This window comes from Okeania sp., assembly GCF_035285525.1.
Lineage (GTDB): Bacteria > Cyanobacteriota > Cyanobacteriia > Cyanobacteriales > Microcoleaceae > Trichodesmium.
The window spans coordinates 1-16,008 of record NZ_JAYKGW010000031.1; the positions used below are offsets into that span (position 1 = coordinate 1).

The 16,008-nt window shown below is 33.8% G+C and carries 18 protein-coding genes; 8 read left to right on the plus strand and 10 right to left on the minus strand.

What is annotated here, in order from left to right; genetic code table 11:
- Positions 1-192: 192 nt before the first annotated feature.
- A complete protein-coding gene (gene rsmA, locus VKJ25_RS03225; protein ID WP_324235185.1) occupies positions 193-1,008 on the plus strand; it encodes a 16S rRNA (adenine(1518)-N(6)/adenine(1519)-N(6))-dimethyltransferase RsmA in 816 nt (271 codons plus the stop codon).
- Between the two features lie 281 nt (positions 1,009-1,289).
- Positions 1,290-1,661, plus strand: coding sequence for a hypothetical protein (locus VKJ25_RS03230; protein ID WP_324235186.1), 372 nt, complete (start codon positions 1,290-1,292; stop codon positions 1,659-1,661).
- 449 nt (positions 1,662-2,110) lie between these two features.
- On the opposite strand, the gene VKJ25_RS03235 is transcribed toward VKJ25_RS03230, so the two are convergent.
- From VKJ25_RS03235 to VKJ25_RS03245, 3 genes are all read right to left on the minus strand, one after another.
- Complete coding sequence (locus VKJ25_RS03235) at positions 2,111-2,494, minus strand: nuclear transport factor 2 family protein (RefSeq protein ID WP_324235187.1); 384 nt, start codon at positions 2,492-2,494, stop codon at positions 2,111-2,113.
- 770 nt (positions 2,495-3,264) lie between these two features.
- A complete protein-coding gene (locus VKJ25_RS03240; RefSeq protein WP_324235188.1) occupies positions 3,265-3,459 on the minus strand; it encodes a DUF2949 domain-containing protein in 195 nt (64 codons plus the stop codon).
- A 1,304-nt stretch (positions 3,460-4,763) separates the two neighbouring features.
- Positions 4,764-5,282, minus strand: coding sequence for a hypothetical protein (locus VKJ25_RS03245; protein WP_324235189.1), 519 nt, complete (start codon positions 5,280-5,282; stop codon positions 4,764-4,766).
- 264 nt (positions 5,283-5,546) lie between these two features.
- Here VKJ25_RS03245 and VKJ25_RS03250 point away from each other — a divergent pair, with 264 nt between their 5' ends.
- The 3 genes from VKJ25_RS03250 to VKJ25_RS03260 all read left to right on the plus strand — a co-directional run bounded on the left by VKJ25_RS03250 (position 5,547) and on the right by VKJ25_RS03260 (position 7,502).
- Positions 5,547-5,786 carry a hypothetical protein gene (locus VKJ25_RS03250; protein WP_324235190.1) on the plus strand — a complete coding sequence of 80 codons (240 nt, stop codon included), beginning with the start codon at positions 5,547-5,549 and terminating at the stop codon, positions 5,784-5,786.
- 389 nt (positions 5,787-6,175) lie between these two features.
- Complete coding sequence (locus VKJ25_RS03255) at positions 6,176-7,042, plus strand: isocitrate lyase/PEP mutase family protein (protein WP_324235191.1); 867 nt, start codon at positions 6,176-6,178, stop codon at positions 7,040-7,042.
- A gap of 118 nt (positions 7,043-7,160) precedes the next feature.
- The gene (locus VKJ25_RS03260; RefSeq protein WP_324235192.1) at positions 7,161-7,502 is read left to right on the plus strand and encodes a Uma2 family endonuclease; all 342 of its coding nucleotides are present in this window, start codon (positions 7,161-7,163) and stop codon (positions 7,500-7,502) included.
- A gap of 527 nt (positions 7,503-8,029) precedes the next feature.
- On the opposite strand, the gene VKJ25_RS03265 is transcribed toward VKJ25_RS03260, so the two are convergent.
- Complete coding sequence (locus VKJ25_RS03265) at positions 8,030-8,530, minus strand: Uma2 family endonuclease (protein WP_324235221.1); 501 nt, start codon at positions 8,528-8,530, stop codon at positions 8,030-8,032.
- Positions 8,531-8,879: 349 nt separating this feature from the next.
- On the opposite strand from VKJ25_RS03265, the gene VKJ25_RS03270 reads away from it, so the two are divergent.
- From VKJ25_RS03270 to VKJ25_RS03280, 3 genes are read left to right on the plus strand one after another with little or no spacing between them, the layout of a single operon-like run.
- Entirely contained in the window at positions 8,880-9,131 is a 252-nt protein-coding gene (locus tag VKJ25_RS03270; protein WP_324235193.1) for a Uma2 family endonuclease, read from the plus strand.
- Between the two features lie 4 nt (positions 9,132-9,135).
- Positions 9,136-9,450: a Uma2 family endonuclease gene (locus VKJ25_RS03275; RefSeq protein WP_324235194.1), complete on the plus strand. Its 315-nt coding sequence runs from the start codon at positions 9,136-9,138 to the stop codon at positions 9,448-9,450.
- Complete coding sequence (locus VKJ25_RS03280) at positions 9,451-9,645, plus strand: hypothetical protein (protein ID WP_324235195.1); 195 nt, start codon at positions 9,451-9,453, stop codon at positions 9,643-9,645. It begins immediately after the preceding gene.
- 344 nt (positions 9,646-9,989) lie between these two features.
- Here VKJ25_RS03280 and VKJ25_RS03285 read toward each other — a convergent pair whose 3' ends face one another.
- The 6 genes from VKJ25_RS03285 to lpxD form a co-directional block, all read right to left on the minus strand.
- Positions 9,990-10,904 carry an Rpn family recombination-promoting nuclease/putative transposase gene (locus VKJ25_RS03285; protein WP_324235196.1) on the minus strand — a complete coding sequence of 305 codons (915 nt, stop codon included), beginning with the start codon at positions 10,902-10,904 and terminating at the stop codon, positions 9,990-9,992.
- Positions 10,905-11,130: 226 nt separating this feature from the next.
- Positions 11,131-12,630: a tetratricopeptide repeat protein gene (locus VKJ25_RS03290; RefSeq protein ID WP_324235197.1), complete on the minus strand. Its 1,500-nt coding sequence runs from the start codon at positions 12,628-12,630 to the stop codon at positions 11,131-11,133.
- Positions 12,631-13,044: 414 nt separating this feature from the next.
- A complete protein-coding gene (locus tag VKJ25_RS03295; protein ID WP_324235198.1) occupies positions 13,045-13,380 on the minus strand; it encodes a XisI protein in 336 nt (111 codons plus the stop codon).
- 50 nt (positions 13,381-13,430) lie between these two features.
- Positions 13,431-13,784 (minus strand): XisH family protein, encoded by a 354-nt coding sequence (locus tag VKJ25_RS03300; protein ID WP_324235199.1) that lies wholly within the window; start codon positions 13,782-13,784, stop codon positions 13,431-13,433.
- A gap of 9 nt (positions 13,785-13,793) precedes the next feature.
- Positions 13,794-14,453 (minus strand): GNAT family N-acetyltransferase, encoded by a 660-nt coding sequence (locus tag VKJ25_RS24435; RefSeq protein ID WP_375340296.1) that lies wholly within the window; start codon positions 14,451-14,453, stop codon positions 13,794-13,796.
- A gap of 326 nt (positions 14,454-14,779) precedes the next feature.
- Positions 14,780-15,826 carry a UDP-3-O-(3-hydroxymyristoyl)glucosamine N-acyltransferase gene (gene lpxD, locus VKJ25_RS03305; protein ID WP_324235200.1) on the minus strand — a complete coding sequence of 349 codons (1,047 nt, stop codon included), beginning with the start codon at positions 15,824-15,826 and terminating at the stop codon, positions 14,780-14,782.
- Positions 15,827-16,008: the final 182 nt, after the last annotated feature.

Here is a 16,008-nt window from a genome sequence, read left to right on the forward strand (position 1 = left end):
ATTTATGGCTCACGAACAACTGTTTATTATATTTTCTGAAGCGTAAAAAAATGCCTATTGCCTATTGCCTATTCCCTTAACGGAATTTCAACCTTTATTATTGGTGATTTATGGCTCACGAACAACTGTTTATTATGCTTTCTGAAGCGTAAAAAAAATGCCTATTGCCTATTCCCTATTCCCTTAACTAAAATGATTCAACCTCGAAAAAGATTTGCTCAACATTGGCTAAGAAGTGACAAAGCTTTGAATAAAATTGTTCAAGCTGCCGAACTATCCAAAAGCGATCGCATCCTAGAAATTGGTCCGGGTACAGGTATCCTCACTCATCGTTTATTACCTCTAGTAGATGCAGTTATTGCTGTCGAAATTGATAGAGATTTATGTCAAAAATTAGTTAAAAAAATTGGCGGAGTAGAAAATTTTTTATTGTTACAAGGAGATTTTTTATCCCTAGATTTAGAAACAAATTTAGCACAATTTCCTGCATTCCAAAATCCTCATAAAGTTGTCGCTAATATACCTTATAATATTACCGGACCAATTATAGAAAAACTATTAGGAACCATCGCCCAACCTCTAACTAATTCTTATGATTTAATCGTCTTATTATTACAAAAAGAAGTAGCAGATAGAATTTGTGCAAAACCAGATTCCAAAGCTTATAGTTCCCTATCAGTAAAAATTCAATATTTAGCCAACTGTGAATTTATTTGTGATGTTCCAGCTAAAGCATTTTATCCACCTCCAAAAGTAGATTCTGCAGTAATACGAATACGACCTCAATTAATAGAACCCCAAGCAAATAATCCCAAACAAATGGAAAATTTAGTCAAATTAGGTTTTGCTAGTAAACGGAAAATGTTGAGAAATAATCTTAAAGCAGTTGTGGAGCGCGATCGCCTATTCGGAATTTTAGAAAAATTAAAAGTTAATTCTCAAAGTCGTGCAGAAGATTTAAGTGTCCAAGAATGGGTGGCATTAGCAAATAGTTTAGAGGAGTTTTAACAATTTTTTGAGCATTTTTGAGGATTGATAGAGTACAATAAAAATAGGACTTACACAACTGCAACGTATTTTCGTCGGATACGACAGTCGGGAAGCAATCTCAAACCCCTTTTTTTCCTACCTTATGCGTAAGTTCTAAAAAAATATAAATCCTAACTTATGCAAAGCAACCAAGAAACTGGATTTATTGCGGTGATATTGTTGCTCAAACCAGGAAATTTTGTTGATAAACCCGGTTTCTGCGTAAGTCCTACCTATATAAACTTAAAAGCAAATAAATTATGCAGAAAATTATAACTATCTTGGGTATTAGTGCAGTTTTAGTATCTTTGACAACTATTGCTAAAGCACAATCCAATAATATTCCAACAGGAGCAACTATATCTGGAGATTCTCTCAGAACAGTAGAAGATAGATCAATTATTAATGATGATAATTACCGTATCTTTATTGCTCCCTCAGAATCTAGTAATCCTACTACTAAAAGAATTAAAACTTATGAGCTGCGTCGTCAACAGCAAACAGTAGAAGTAGTTCCCGGATTCTCTATTCCTGTTAACCCAGATAAGACTCCATTAGAAAACCCCGTAGAAGAGAATAACTTAAATGGTGATAAATCTGAAGAAGGATTTACAATTGAATTAGGAATCTAGAAATTGTTGGTACTATTAAAGCAAATTATAGATTCAAGTGTCAATGAAAAATAGAGAACTAAAAAATCATTAGTTCCCTATTTTTTTATCTCCTTCCCATTACTGAAAAGTAAGACAAATATTAGATGGAATAGACATCTCCTGCTCAAAACAAAAATATAATGAATAGTTAAAATATCTACTCTACAAAATTAATTAGGGTTTGCAGAAAAAGTCTTTTTGTTAAGGTAGGGAGTAGTTAAGAGTAAGGATTTAGGGTACTTACAGAAGAAATAGTTAAAAAAATAGTTTCTTAATCGTTCTGTCTTATTTAATGTAAAATCCTTAGTTTTTGACCTTTTTTGACAGAAAAAATTCGTACTTTTTCCAGATATAAAAAGCCTCAGACTTTTGTTTGTCAATACTTCTAGATTTATTCAGCAAGCCCTAATTATACAAATTATTCCACATTATTTGATTTGAGCCATCATTGCAGCGTCATCCCAATAAGAAGATACTTGTTTAATTTTACCATTTTCATTAATCTCAAATACACTAATTCCCTCTGCAACTCCCTGCTTACCATTTTTACCTTCTCCCCGCATCGTCCATTTAACTGCTGCTCCATTATCCACAATAAATATATTATCGGGTGTCAATTCTAATTTGGCAAAAATCATTGATAATAACCCAAAAAATTTTTGATAGTCTGACTGGATATTGCTGGGTGGTTTACCTACAGGGTCATAAGTAACCCCATCTTCCGTAAAGTTTTCTACCCATGCTTCAGCATTCATCGCTGCCATATTTGTAAAATAAGAGTTGACGACTGTCTCGATAGTTTCTTTTGTCATTTTTGAATTTGATTTAATAAGTGTTTACCCTAAAACTAAGAAATCAGGTTTATTATCCCATAAAGCATATTTTACTGGAGAGTACAAAGTTCTCCTAAAAAAATATTTGCTTTTAAGGTTAAACTATTACTGGCGGAGATAGGCTTACACAACCTACAATTCTCAAGAGAAAGTTTCTAACTTTTAGATAACTGAAAGCTTTAGCTAGCAATAGTTATTCTCAGAACTTTGCACTGTCGAGTTATTAATTATTAATTATTGCTCTGCTCATTAAAAATAGAAGCATTGACAAATAAAAGTTTAAGCCTTTTTTAGGTAGAAAAAAGTACCTAATTTTCAGTCCCAAATGCTCCCTCAATGAGTATTTGGTTAAGATTTATGCAGAGTTGGTAAGGGATAATTTTTCCAAGTTATGTCTTCTACAACTCCTGATTCCTCTTGACTCTGTACGGACGTTGGATAAGAGGGTTTCTACCTACTCCCTATTCCCCACCTTCGTAAAAAGACTGAAGAAGTGCAAACCCTAATTATTAATTATTAATTATTCAGTAACGTCCCTACTTCCTTCTTTTTGTTTCCCCAAAAAAAAGAGTATCTTTTTGAAAAAAATAGCCGAGATACTCCTTGATTAAATGTAAAGTTTTTATTTAATTTTCTGTTTCCAATGTGTCTTGGTTTTAAACCCAATTCAAACCTCCTAAAATATTAGGTTATTAACTTATGTTTTCTGGGAAATAATTGGTCTCTAGGTGGTAAAAAAAGGCAATTGATTAAAAACTAGCCATCTTTAACCAATCAAATATTTGGTCTAATTGCTTCAAGGTTACCAGACCATATTGCCACAATATCATCGGTAATTGATAATTATCTTCTTCCTGATGTCTTAAAGCAGTAGCGATCGCGGAATCTGGGATAGACAACTCCCACTTCAAGAATTTAATTAATTGAGCTTGTTTTGCATGCATAATAAAATATTTTCTCCAGTATTATCTTAAAAAAAATCTCAAACAGGTTTTATTTGATTTATTGTGATACCTAGTATCAATTATTATTCAATCAGTTTCAGTGACTCTCATCTTTATATTTATGTGAGATATCTGGTTTTTTTTTATGATTCAGATCACAATTTTTTGATATGGTATACCAACATTTATGGGTTTTAAACCATGAATAATTGATAATGAAAAATATCTCTAATTCTTGCTCTGCTGATTAAATATTAAAGCCTTTACAGATAAAGTTTTCCGCCTTTTTAGGTAGAAAAAATTGCTAGTTTTTAGGTCTCTCAGGTGCAAAAATTGAGTCAGGACTTACAAGGGAGGTACTATATATAGATTTAAAAAACTATTGCTTATGGGGTTTTAAGCACTATATCTAGGGTGACAGCGTAAGTCCTGTTAGTATTTAAAGGCTCACTATAGTAGAAAAATTAAGGGACAATTCTTACTTCTACTTCCTCTAAATTCTCGTTTCTCCTAATTCTTGAATTCTACCCCCTACCAAAAGGTTTTTTCAGCAAATCTTAATTATTAATTACCTCTAGCTCTGATTAAAACTAAGAGGATTGAAACAAGTCAAGTGGGGAAATCTTATTTCTTTATTTCTGCTTATGGATTAATTATCAATTATCCATTATTACTTAGCATAAGCAAGTAGGGTTTGCCGATTAAGTTTCAAAGCATTACAGATAAAGATTTGAACAGTTTTCGATGTGGAAAAAGTACCAACTTTTCCGTTGATAGAGCTGAACAAAAGCAAGCATTTTGGCGTAACTTATAGACAGAAAAATTAAGGGACTTTTCTTCTGACTACCTACTCCATAACTCCCATTTATCCTGACTCCTGACTCCTGACTCCTGGCTCCTACCCTTACTCATATAGCGCTTTCCGTTGCCCGTGAGGTACACTCAAGCGAGCTTTCCGGATCGCATTGAGAAGACTTTTACCATTTACCCTGTACTTCATTTCGCCGAAATCTGCTGTCAGACTTTTTCAGCAGCCAATTCTGACTAATCTTAGATTAGACGATCAAATCAGTCCTCATGTTCCCCTATAAGATACTAATAATTATAATTGAAATTACCAAAAAACTAAGCAGGACTTACCCATAAATTGGGTTAGAATAGGAGATTTCCTGTTTTGAGCAACAATATCACAGTCATAAACCTGGTTTCTTGGTAACATTGCGAAAGTATATTTTTGGGGGATTACCGACCTGCCCTACAATAATTTGCTGTAAAAAGAGGTAATTTTAATTATTAATTAATAATTACTTACTTGACTTACGAGACTGCTTTAATTCTGGTTCGTGAGATTTAAGTGCTTCATCTAAAACCACACGAGCTTCTTCTGCTCTTTCTCTGGCCTCTCTATAGCGTAAATTAGCCACAGCAAAAATTTTCAGGGTCTTAAAACCATCTTTAAGATTAGCAATTTCTTCAACTGTTACAGGTTCATCTGTAAATAGTACCTCAATTGCAGAACGAATTTTTAATGCCTCTTCCCTAGACTCTACAACCTTCATTTTCAGTGCGGCAAAATCACTAAGTATTTGGACTGCCTGAGCTACAGCATCTTCTTCCTCAGACACCGCTTCTTTTGATTCTTTTGATTCTTTGACTTCAATAAACTGTTCTGGACTAAATCCATTTTCTAATTCTATAGGTATTTCACCAGCGTCCATCATTTCCACAAGCTTATCCATAGCTTTCTGACGGGCCTTTTCTGAGTCTCTACCCCTAATAGTTATAATTGTATCTGGATTCTGAGGTAAGGTATAACTAACCATAATCTGATTAAATATTTAGGTATTAAGTATAATCAATATACAATAAAAGTAATGGTACCATGTCAGCTTGAATACTAATATCATGTCCGGTTAAATAGAAGTAAGGCAAAAGGCAGAAGGAAAGAAAAGGTGATTATGGGAGAAATTTTTTTGACCGCTGCTGATGCGGACATGATATAAATAAATGATGAGAAAGAAATTTGCTCAAATACCTTTTTAAGAACTGGATTTGGTATAAATTATAATATTTAATCTTTATTAATAATGAAAGATAAATTACTTAACTGGTTAGATATATTTTTAGTAGTAGATGTATTTTTGGTAATAATTGGTTTTGCCTGGTTTGCGATCGCAGTTATTGGTCGTTATTCTGGAGTATCTTTAGGTCTGGATATTTGGCATAAATTATGGGAACCAGTCTTTACTCCAGCTATTGGCATTTTGATGGGAGGTGCTATTCTCAGTGGCATTATTAAACAAATTACTAAACGCTTAAGTAAATAGGCCAGGAGTTAGGCAAACCAACCAAGAAAACGGGTTTATTGCCATAATCTTGTTGAAGTCACGCAATTTATTTGATCAACCCGGTTTCTGCCTAATATGATGTCCGGTTGAATAGTTACATAGGGAATCCCCCTGAACCCCCCTTTGAAAAGGGGGAGACAAAAGGGGATATTGGTTGAAAGGGATAAAAATTTTTGATTGCTGATTATCCGGACATGATATAAGTCCTGTAGGCGTTAAAATTTATCGTGACATTAAGGTAGGAAACAGGGAATAGAAGCAGTGTTACCCCACCTTGGTGACAGACACCAACAGTTAAACCCCAGGACGATTTTTCACTGGCGGAATTTGGTATAAAATTTTATCATAATTTATGTGAGGAGAATGTGATGACTGCAGGCAAAAAATTACGTCAAATATTAGAACAACCAGGAACTTTGGTGCTGCCTGGAGTGTATGATTGTATTGGGGCAAAAATTGTCGAACAAATAGGATTTTCGGCTGTGTTTACCAGTGGATTTGGAATTTCTGGTTCCACTCTTGGTCGTCCTGATTATGGTTTTCTCACTGCTACAGAAATGCTGTACAGTGTAGGACGTATTACTGAGTCGGTGAATATACCTTTGGTGGCAGATATTGATACTGGATATGGCAACCCATTAAATGTGATTAGAACTGTTACCGATATTGTGAATATGGGGGTTGCCGGAATTATTTTAGAAGACCAAGAATGGCCGAAAAAGTGTGGTCATTTTAATGGTAAGCGAGTTATTCCCATGGAAGAACACATTGAGAAAATTAAAGCGGCGGTTTATGCTAGGGGTGATAGTGGTTTAGTGATTATTGCTCGGACTGATGCGAGAGCGCCACTGGGTTTGGATGAAGCGATTAAGCGGGGACGTGCTTGTGCAGAAGCGGGTGCGGATGTGATTTTTATTGAAGCGCCTCAGTCTGTAGAAGATTTGCGGGCGATCGCTGCTGCTTTTAAGGATGTCTATTTGTTTGCCAATATGATTGAGGGTGGTAAAACTCCGGTTTTATCGGATGAGAAGTTGGCAGAAATGGGTTTTAAAATTGTGGTTTATCCTTTGTCGGGATTGTTTTCTGCTACTAAAGCGATGATAAACTGTTATCGTCAATTATTTGAAAATGGAACTACAGCGGGGTTAAGGGATATTGTGACGTTCCAGAAATTTGAAGAGATTATTGAAGTGTCTAAATATCAAGAATTGGAGCAGAAGTTTTCAGTTGATTAGATGAATACCCCTAAATCCGGTAATTTGGCAATCCCCTTGCTTAGTAAATCACAAAGTAAGAGAGCTGCATAAACATCTCTAGAGAGTTATCATTAAAATATTTTAGGAAAGAGTAACGATGTCAAATCTAACAATCAAGGACTTAGAAAAATTCACAACCGAACACCCAAAACACCAAATGGAATTAGTCAGAGGAGAAATTACCGTTTTGAGTCCGTCAGGTTTAGAGTCAGAAGAAGTAGGGATAGAAATAGCTGCACAGTTACGCAACTGGGTGCGACCTCAAAAATTAGGCAGGTTTACAGGTTCCAGTGGGGGTTTTCGTTTCCCAAATGCAGATGTTCGTGCCTCCGATGCTGCTTTTATTCGGAGCGATCGCTTACCTCAAACTACGGAAAATTATGCGGATATCGGTACCGGACTTAATTTTTTGAAGTTAAATCTAGAACTGATTCTGTAACCAAACTCCGAGAAAAAATTCAAGAGTTTCTAACTTACGGCACTAAGGTCGGAGTATTAGTAGGCCCCGCACTGGCACAATGGAAGTTTATCGCCCCAATAGTGAGAAAATTGTGCTTAGGGATGGAGATGTTTTAGAAGTTGCATAAGTGTTACCAGGGTCGGAATTACCTGTTGTTGAGGTGTGGGCACCGGAATTTTAAGATAGCGATCGCCAATTTCAGTTATCAGTTAATCAAGCGTAGGTTGGGTTGTTCGCGCACTTCGTTGCGAAGCATGGAACGAAACCTAACAATAGGGTTTACTTAAAAAAGCAGAGTGCGGGAAGAGGAGTAAGAGTTGGTGATCGCCTATTTCCCTCAAATAAAATTGATGGGAAATTATCTAATTTCAACTATTCTTTAAAGATGATTTTTCCATGTCTGATATTATTTGCCAACTCCTTGATAATACCCCTAAATACCTCTGATAAAGGCGGACTTTTAACACTCACAAAAAGCACTCTTCTGATGGCTGACTGCTGAATGCTTAAATACCAGAAACTTTTTGATAAATTAATTCAATTTCACAATTCAAATCTACACTAGCAAAATCAACTTTTTCTCCTCTTTTATAAGTTTGATAAATCCAAATTCCTTGTTCATTTTTCCGAAAACATTCTATACTCATCTCAGACTGATTAATTAATACATATTCTTGTAAACTTGTAGCTGTTTGATAATCGGTAAATTTGCCTCCTCTATCAAATTTAGCTGTGCTGGGAGACAAAATTTCTATGATTAAAGACGGATAAAGAATAAAGTCTTCAGTTGAACTTAAATCTCGTTGATCACAAGTTACTACCACATCAGGATAATAATAACAATTAGCTTCTTCTAGTCGAACTTTCATATCAGAAGGAAGTACAATACAGTCATTATCCAGAAGATGATTGCCTAATAATCTGACTAAGTTACTAGCAATAACAACATGGGGTAAAGAAACCCCTACTCTTGCATAAATTTGGCCTCGTCTATACTCATATTTAATCGGACTTTGTTGCTCTCTCTCCTGCTAAATAGTCTTCTGGAGAAACATAGAATTGATTTTGGTTAGCTATCATTAAATTTTACTCTGCTATTTTTACTGTTATATTATATAATATTAGCGTAAGCATTCAGCTATTAGCTCAAGCGCAATAAAAATCAATGGCAAGCACTCTTTTAAATTCTACTTTTTAACCATATATATGACGTTTAATATCTATATTTATGGACGTAAATTATAGATTTCCTTCAAAAGCTGATAGCTGAATGCTTACATATTAGCTATAGTTTAATCAAAAACAATTGACAATTAGAGATAGTTTTCATTATTCATTATTCATTATCCATTAATTATGATTGCAATTAAAAATTCTCAATATATTACTGCCCAAGAATATTTGAAATGGGAGGAAAAACAACCGATTAAACATGAATATATTGACGGTGAAGTTATAGCGATGACTGGGGAGACTATTCCCCACAGTGAGATTATTGCTAATCTGACAACAGCATTAAAAAATCATTTGCGCGGGAAAGGTTGTAAAGTCTTAGTAGCAGATGCAAAGGTGGAAATATCTGAACAAGGACAATTTTTTTTATCCTGATGTCATGGTTAGTTGTGATGAACGAGATAAAAAGGCAAGAAAAACGATTCAATATCCTTGTTTAATTATTGAGGTTTTATCTCCAGGAACAGAATCTTTTGACAGAGGAAAAAAGTTTCAAAATTATCGTCGCATTTCTACTTTGAAAGAATATGTTTTGGTGAGTGCTAATGAAATAATGATTGAATGTTTTCGGTTGAATGAAAAGGGAGTTTGGGAGTTTTATTCCTATCATGAAGGGGATAATATTGAGTTGAAAAGTGTTAATTTTAGTTGTCCTCTAGATTTAATTTATGAGGATGTGTTTTTAGGGGAATAATTGTCAGATAAAGTTAGCGATCGCCTATTTACATCTGAGAAAATTGAGTTAAAATTCGATGATTTTAACTATTCTTTCAAGATGATTTTTTCATCTTTAATATTATTTGCCAACTCCTTTTATCAGATAGGAAAATTTGCTGAATACACCTTTTTTTGGCAGTTCTTTTGTTGTCAGCATTTAGCAGCCAGCTAATAGCTATCAGCTTCTGAAAAACATCTATAATTTCCGGCTATAAATTATATGGGTTAAAAGCTCAGATATATAGTTGAAAAGTAGAAGTTGAAAAAGCGCTTGACTTACTTCATTCATTAAAAAACTAAGAACTGACTGCTTACCTTTTGTTTTTGTATCTATTAATTTTCTAATAGCTTCTGTTTTATCAATAAGTTCATTAATAACATTCTTTATTTCCTCTAGAGTTCCTGATCAAACTTCAATAGAATTTGCTAAATTTTGTGCTAGTAATTATTGGCTTTCTTCAGTAAGATTTTAGAGGTTTCAAACTTTAACCAAGATGTTTGAAACCTCAACTAAATTTATAGATTATCCAACCAAGTCAATAAATCATCTAAACTATTAAAATCAAAAAGTGCCTTAACTAAACTTTCTAAATTTTCACTCTTTAAATTAGAAAGGCGATCGCTAATCTCTTTATCAACCTCTCCAAAACGTTGATTAATTAAAGACATTACTATTTTTAATTCGCCTTCTACTCTTCCTTCAGCTCTACCTTCTTCTTTAGCATAATTTATTTTCCCTCTTTCATCTTGCAACATCATTGCTCGTTTATCAAATTCCTCTAATTCTTGTCTACTATAATTAGCTCTATTTGCAATATTTAGAGCACTTTCAATTTCTGGTACTTCCTTTAAAGGTTCGGGAATTATATCCAAACCAGCAGTTTCTTTTAAAAAGAAAATCCACTTATCAATTAAACTCTCTAATTCCTCTAATTTTTTCTGAAATTTTGGCAATTCCACAAATATTAATTGTAAATCATCCTCTATATAATCAACATTTTTTTTCTTATCTTTAAACACAAATCTATTGATTGCTTCCGGAAGTTGAGCAATATCAAACATATTAAAATCAGTAATTGTCACAGCTATTACTGGATTTAGCAGAAAATAAAGTTCACCTTTTTCTAATTGATTAGCATAAGTTTTACACAAATTATAAGCCACCCGTTTCTCAAAGGCTTGCATCGGAGAAACTTGCATTTTAATAATTACTATTGAATTGTCAGATAATGTGGCTCGAATATCTAAATAAGTATCTTTTAAAGATTCTATTTTAGCCGGATTATAGGGATTATTAATTGTTAAAGATTGGATGATATTTTCACCATTATAAATAATGGCATTCAGAAAACTGATAAGTATTTGTTGAGATTGATTAGAGCCGAATATTTTTTTAAAAGCATAATCAATTTTCGGGCTGATAAATTTCATAATTGTTTAGCAAGAAGTAGATTTATAATCATTTATAGTAACATTATAACTGAAGATTTCAGGAAATAAAAATAAAGTCAAATCAGTGGGATTTTTCGGGAACCAACCGTGCATCTTTCTCCCATCAGGGCATCTCATCAAAATCGAATCTTCTATATATCAAATCTGGGTAATTACTATATATAACTTAAGCTATTAGCCAAGGATTTCAATCCTTGACAATTCTTCAATTACTTCTCTTTCTATTTAACTTATCCAACTTTTGTAAAAAATAATTTTCTCGATATCCACCCAATTGTCTGGATAATTCTAAACCTTTTTCAAAAGATGATAATGCTAAACCAAAAGCATTTAACTGTGCATAAACTTGCCCCATCCTATCATAAGTTTCCATCATTCCATAAACATTAACAAGTTGTTGATCCATCAATAATTGCACTTTATAAATTTCAATTGCTGCCTCTTTTTTATCCTGAGAAAGATATAGTTTAGCTAAATTTTCTAAAGCATTACTAGCACTCAAAAACTGTTGAATAGATTGAGCAATACTATAAGCTTCTTGATAGTATTGACTAGCAAGATTAAGTTGACCAAGTTCCTCATAATCTCTAGCAATAGATATTTTTATCTCTGGAATTTGAGCAATATTTTGTTCGCCTTCATAAAAATCTATTAACCTTTCTTTAGCGACAATTGCTTGTAAATACTTCCCTCCTTGACTATAAATAAAAGCTAATTGTCGGAGAGTATTTGCCTTTTCCAAATTACTATCTACAGTAGGATTTGTTATTTCTATTTCCGATATTTCCAAACTACTTTGCTGCTGAACTTCTAATAATTCTTCATAAGCGATCGCTGCATTATCATAATCCAACCAATTCAAATGTATTTGTCCTAAATCGGTTAAAGCTTTTTTTAGTGTCGTAATATCCTCTTTTTTTCTAGCTTCAACAATCAGTTGTTGATAAACATTAATAGCTTGTTCTTTAGCTCGAACAGTATTAAATGCCGAACCTAATGCTTGTAATAATTCCAAATTTGGAGGTTCTTCTTCTTGAATTTCTGGTTGGAGAATATCCAGTCTTTTTGTAATCCATTGAATCTGCAATTTTTGATTATTATTCCATGCTATTTGAGCAACTCTTGATAGAGCTACTAATTCTTCTGTTTTACCAAGATAACGACGCAAACGTAATTCTCTATTCCAAGTTGCAAAAGCTTTAATTGTTTCTCCTGCTGCTAATAATGTTGCTGCTTCAAAATTAAGTCTATCAAGTTCCTGAGAAAGTTCTTCTCGTCTTTCTCCAGTTAAAATTCCTGTCGTCGGGGGGTTTGGTAATAATGGGTCTGGTTCAGTGCTTTCTAGGGGATTAGGAGAAAATATATCTGGAGCTTGTAATTCTTCCTCTGTTTCTATTTCACTCTCAGTTTCTGTTTTATTCTCAGTTTCTGTTTTACTCTCAGTTTCTGTTTTATTCTCAGTTTCTGTTTTATTCTCAGTTTCTGTTTTATTCTCAGTTTCTGTTTTATTCTCAGTTTCTATTTTACTGTCAGTTTCTGTTTCACTGTCTGTTTCTGTTTTACTTTTTTGAGCAATAATATTTATAGTTGTTTTTCTGAGAGTAAACTGAGAAAATTTAGGAGTTTCTGCTAAACAATAAGTTGAAAGATAGAGGTAAAAAAAACTGCTAGTGCTAGTTAGGAGTAAATTTTTAATTTTTAGCATTTTTACTAATATTTTAATAGTTCAAGATTAACAATTAATTATAATGTAAGCATTCAGCTATTAGCCATCAGCTATCAGCTAAATGCTTAGATTTAACGTAAGCATTCAGCTATTAGCTTTCAGTTATCAGCAAGAAAGACCTCAATTTTCAGGAGGAAATTTAAACGAATATAGGCTTAAAAGCTGAATTTTGTAGTCAGAAAAACTTCTGATTTATCGGGAACCGTATCATAAAGCTTTTATCTCAAACTATAGCGCTGCACGCAGGGAACAGGTATGGAGGGAACACTTAACTGGGAGAATAAATTGCCTATAATATAAAGATTTGAGCTGCTTGGGCACCTCCTGCAATTTGTAAATATTAAGTGCGCACATTGCTATAAAAGCAATAGCTGACTGCTGAATGCTTACGATTTAACATACAGCAAAATCAGTATATTCTCTCATATAAGGCGCATGATCAGCCAAAACAATATTTTTTGGAGATACACCACGTTCAACTAAAATATTAGCAATACCAACTTCCGTACCATCATTTTGAATCCAAATCTTGTCATTTATCAAGTCAATATGAATAGTCGAACCATAAATACGACGATGTTTATTCCATCCTGTATGAACAAGTTGGTAACGGTCTCTTTCCGTATCAAAAATTAATTCTGATTCTACCTCACCATAAGCTGGTTTATGACTGCTATATTCAGTCAGAATTTCTTTGATAATTTGTCTATATTCGTCTAGTTTTTCCATTGGATAATTTCCTCATTTATTGGCTCAAATATAATCAATTTTAACTGATATTATTGAATAATAAGTTGCACAAAACGACGAGCAAAAAAGGTCTCATAAACTGCAAGAGGGATAGCTAGGTACAGTGTTCGTCCTGGCTCTTCTGTCTGAAGGGCAAAACGATAGTTAAGGAATTGTCCCAAAACTGTGTGAAATTCTGAAACTGCCGAAGGTTTGAGAAAGGTTTTAATTTCAACCGCTATTTTTTTTCCATCTTTTTCTGCTGCTAAAAGTTTTTCTGCTGCCAAGTCAATATAAATTTCAACTTCAGCAAAATTAATGTAGAGAGGGTCGTGGGTAATGTTCCAACCCTCCTTTTGTAAAGCAGATTTTACTACATCATGGAATCTATCCTTGGCTGCCATAATATTTTTCTATGTATGATAAAAAGGGCTGATTTTTGGAATTTTAGTTGATTTATTTAACAGAAAAATTCTCTTCTTTTTATATGAATTATTTCTTGGGATATTGATGATATATTTGATATTCACTAACAATAAATTCCTGACCAGATTTAAGAATCTTTGTTTGAGCTTCATTAGACATCTCCAAAAATAAAAAATTAAATCAATTCTTATCCATAAATTATCAATTATTTCTTCCTGTTCCCACATATCTAGTGTTCCCTGTTCCCTCATTTGGAGGAGATGTCTATTGAAACCAACATTATTATAAAATTTTCTGGCTTTATAATTATCTTTGGCTACAATTAATGATACTAAATCTACTCCATTATTAATTGCTTGATTACAGGCTTGTTTTACTATCCGAGTTCCATATCCTTTTCCTCTTTCTTCAGGAATGACATATAAATAACAGCACAATGCCCATGTTTTACCAACATAAAGTTTATTCCATTCATTATCATCATCCTGTAGATTTTTAGCTATAATTGTTTCTATATGACCAATAGAAATTTGATTAACATAGGCAACATAAATAGTCTGTTTTAAAAGTTGTCTTCCTCTTTGATTTTTTAAGTAAGTTTCGTGATTATTCCAATGCCATTTATGAGCGATCGCTTCAGCAGTAATTGTGGTCTGCCTAAATCTCCTCTATCAATAAGTTGTAAAATTTCCTCCCTTTCTGAATTAAGCCATTCTGCAAAAAGTTGAGCGTTTTTTCTTCTTTCAAATCACCATATTTTCGGTATGCAAAATGTTTGATCTTCAATCATTGTCAAATCTCCCCACACTTCCCATACTTCCCAAACTCTTTCAGGACTTACCCAAAGGCATTATTATAGAGTTTAAAAAGTATAACGTTATAGTTTTTAACGCTAAATGTGTGGTATTTGCCTAAGCCCTATCTTTTTACACCGATACTACCGAATTTGATATAACCCTTCTACCTTCTTCCGCTATCTCAAGTTTAATTTTTTTTGCATCTGTTTGACAGATTGATAAATTTCTGGTAAACGTTTATAAATAGCAGAAGCTTTCAAATAAATCTTATTAGGAACTGCCGGACTACTAGAAACAATTTCTCCCGCAGCAATATCATTATGAACACCCGCTTGAGCAGTAGCGATCGCTCCATTTCCGATTTTTGCCTGGTTCGCAACTCCTACTTGACCTGCTAAAATCACATTATCCCCAAGTTTCACGCCACCAGCTAAACCAACTTGAGCTGCCAAAGCACAATTTTTCCCAATTTTACAACCATGACCGATCTGTACTAAATTATCTAACTTAGTATTCTGACCTATTCTAGTTTCTCCCACCGCAGGTCTGTCAACGGTAGTGTTACTTCCAACTTCCACCCCATCTTCTAATACAACTTTGCCAGACTGTTCCATCTTCAACCAACCCTTGGCAGTCGGAACAAAACCAAAACCTTCTCCTCCAATAACTGCTCCACTATGGATGACACAACCTTTACCGATCTGACTCCTTTCGTGAATCGAGCAGTTAGCGTGTAAAATCGTATTTTCTCCAATTTCCACATTTGGATAGATCGCTACATTCGGATAAATACAAACATTATCACCAATTTTTACCCCCGCTTCAATCACAACATGAGCGCCAAGATAAACATTTTTACCAACTTTTGCTGTCGGGTGAACTACAGAAGTAGGATGAATTTCTGGAGTAGGTTGAAAAGGTTGATAAAAAATAGCGATCGCTTGAGCAAATAATAATCTAGGGTTTTTACTAGACAACCAACTTATACCACGTTCATTTGCCAAATTTTGTAGAGTTTCATCCATTGGCAAAATTAAAGCACTAGCTTTTGTCGTTTCTAGATAACTAGCAAATTTTGCTCCTTCAATATAACTGAGAGTACCTATTTCTGCTTCATCTATTGCAGCTATACTTTGAAGATCTGGATCGAGAGTATTTATTTTTTCCAGACTAGAAGCAACTATCTCAGAACCAAGTTTACTGGCAAGTTCACTAAATTTCATAATTATAGAGCGCTACGCGCTAGGGAATAGGTATGGAGGGAACAGGGAACAGCAGAATATTTAAAGAGTTTTAGGATTTAGAAATTTCCGCGCCCTTTGCTTAAACTGCTATAGTCCCTGCTCCTCAGAAATACTTTTGGATTTCTACCATTTTTCCCAAAAAAAATCAACCCACGTCTTGA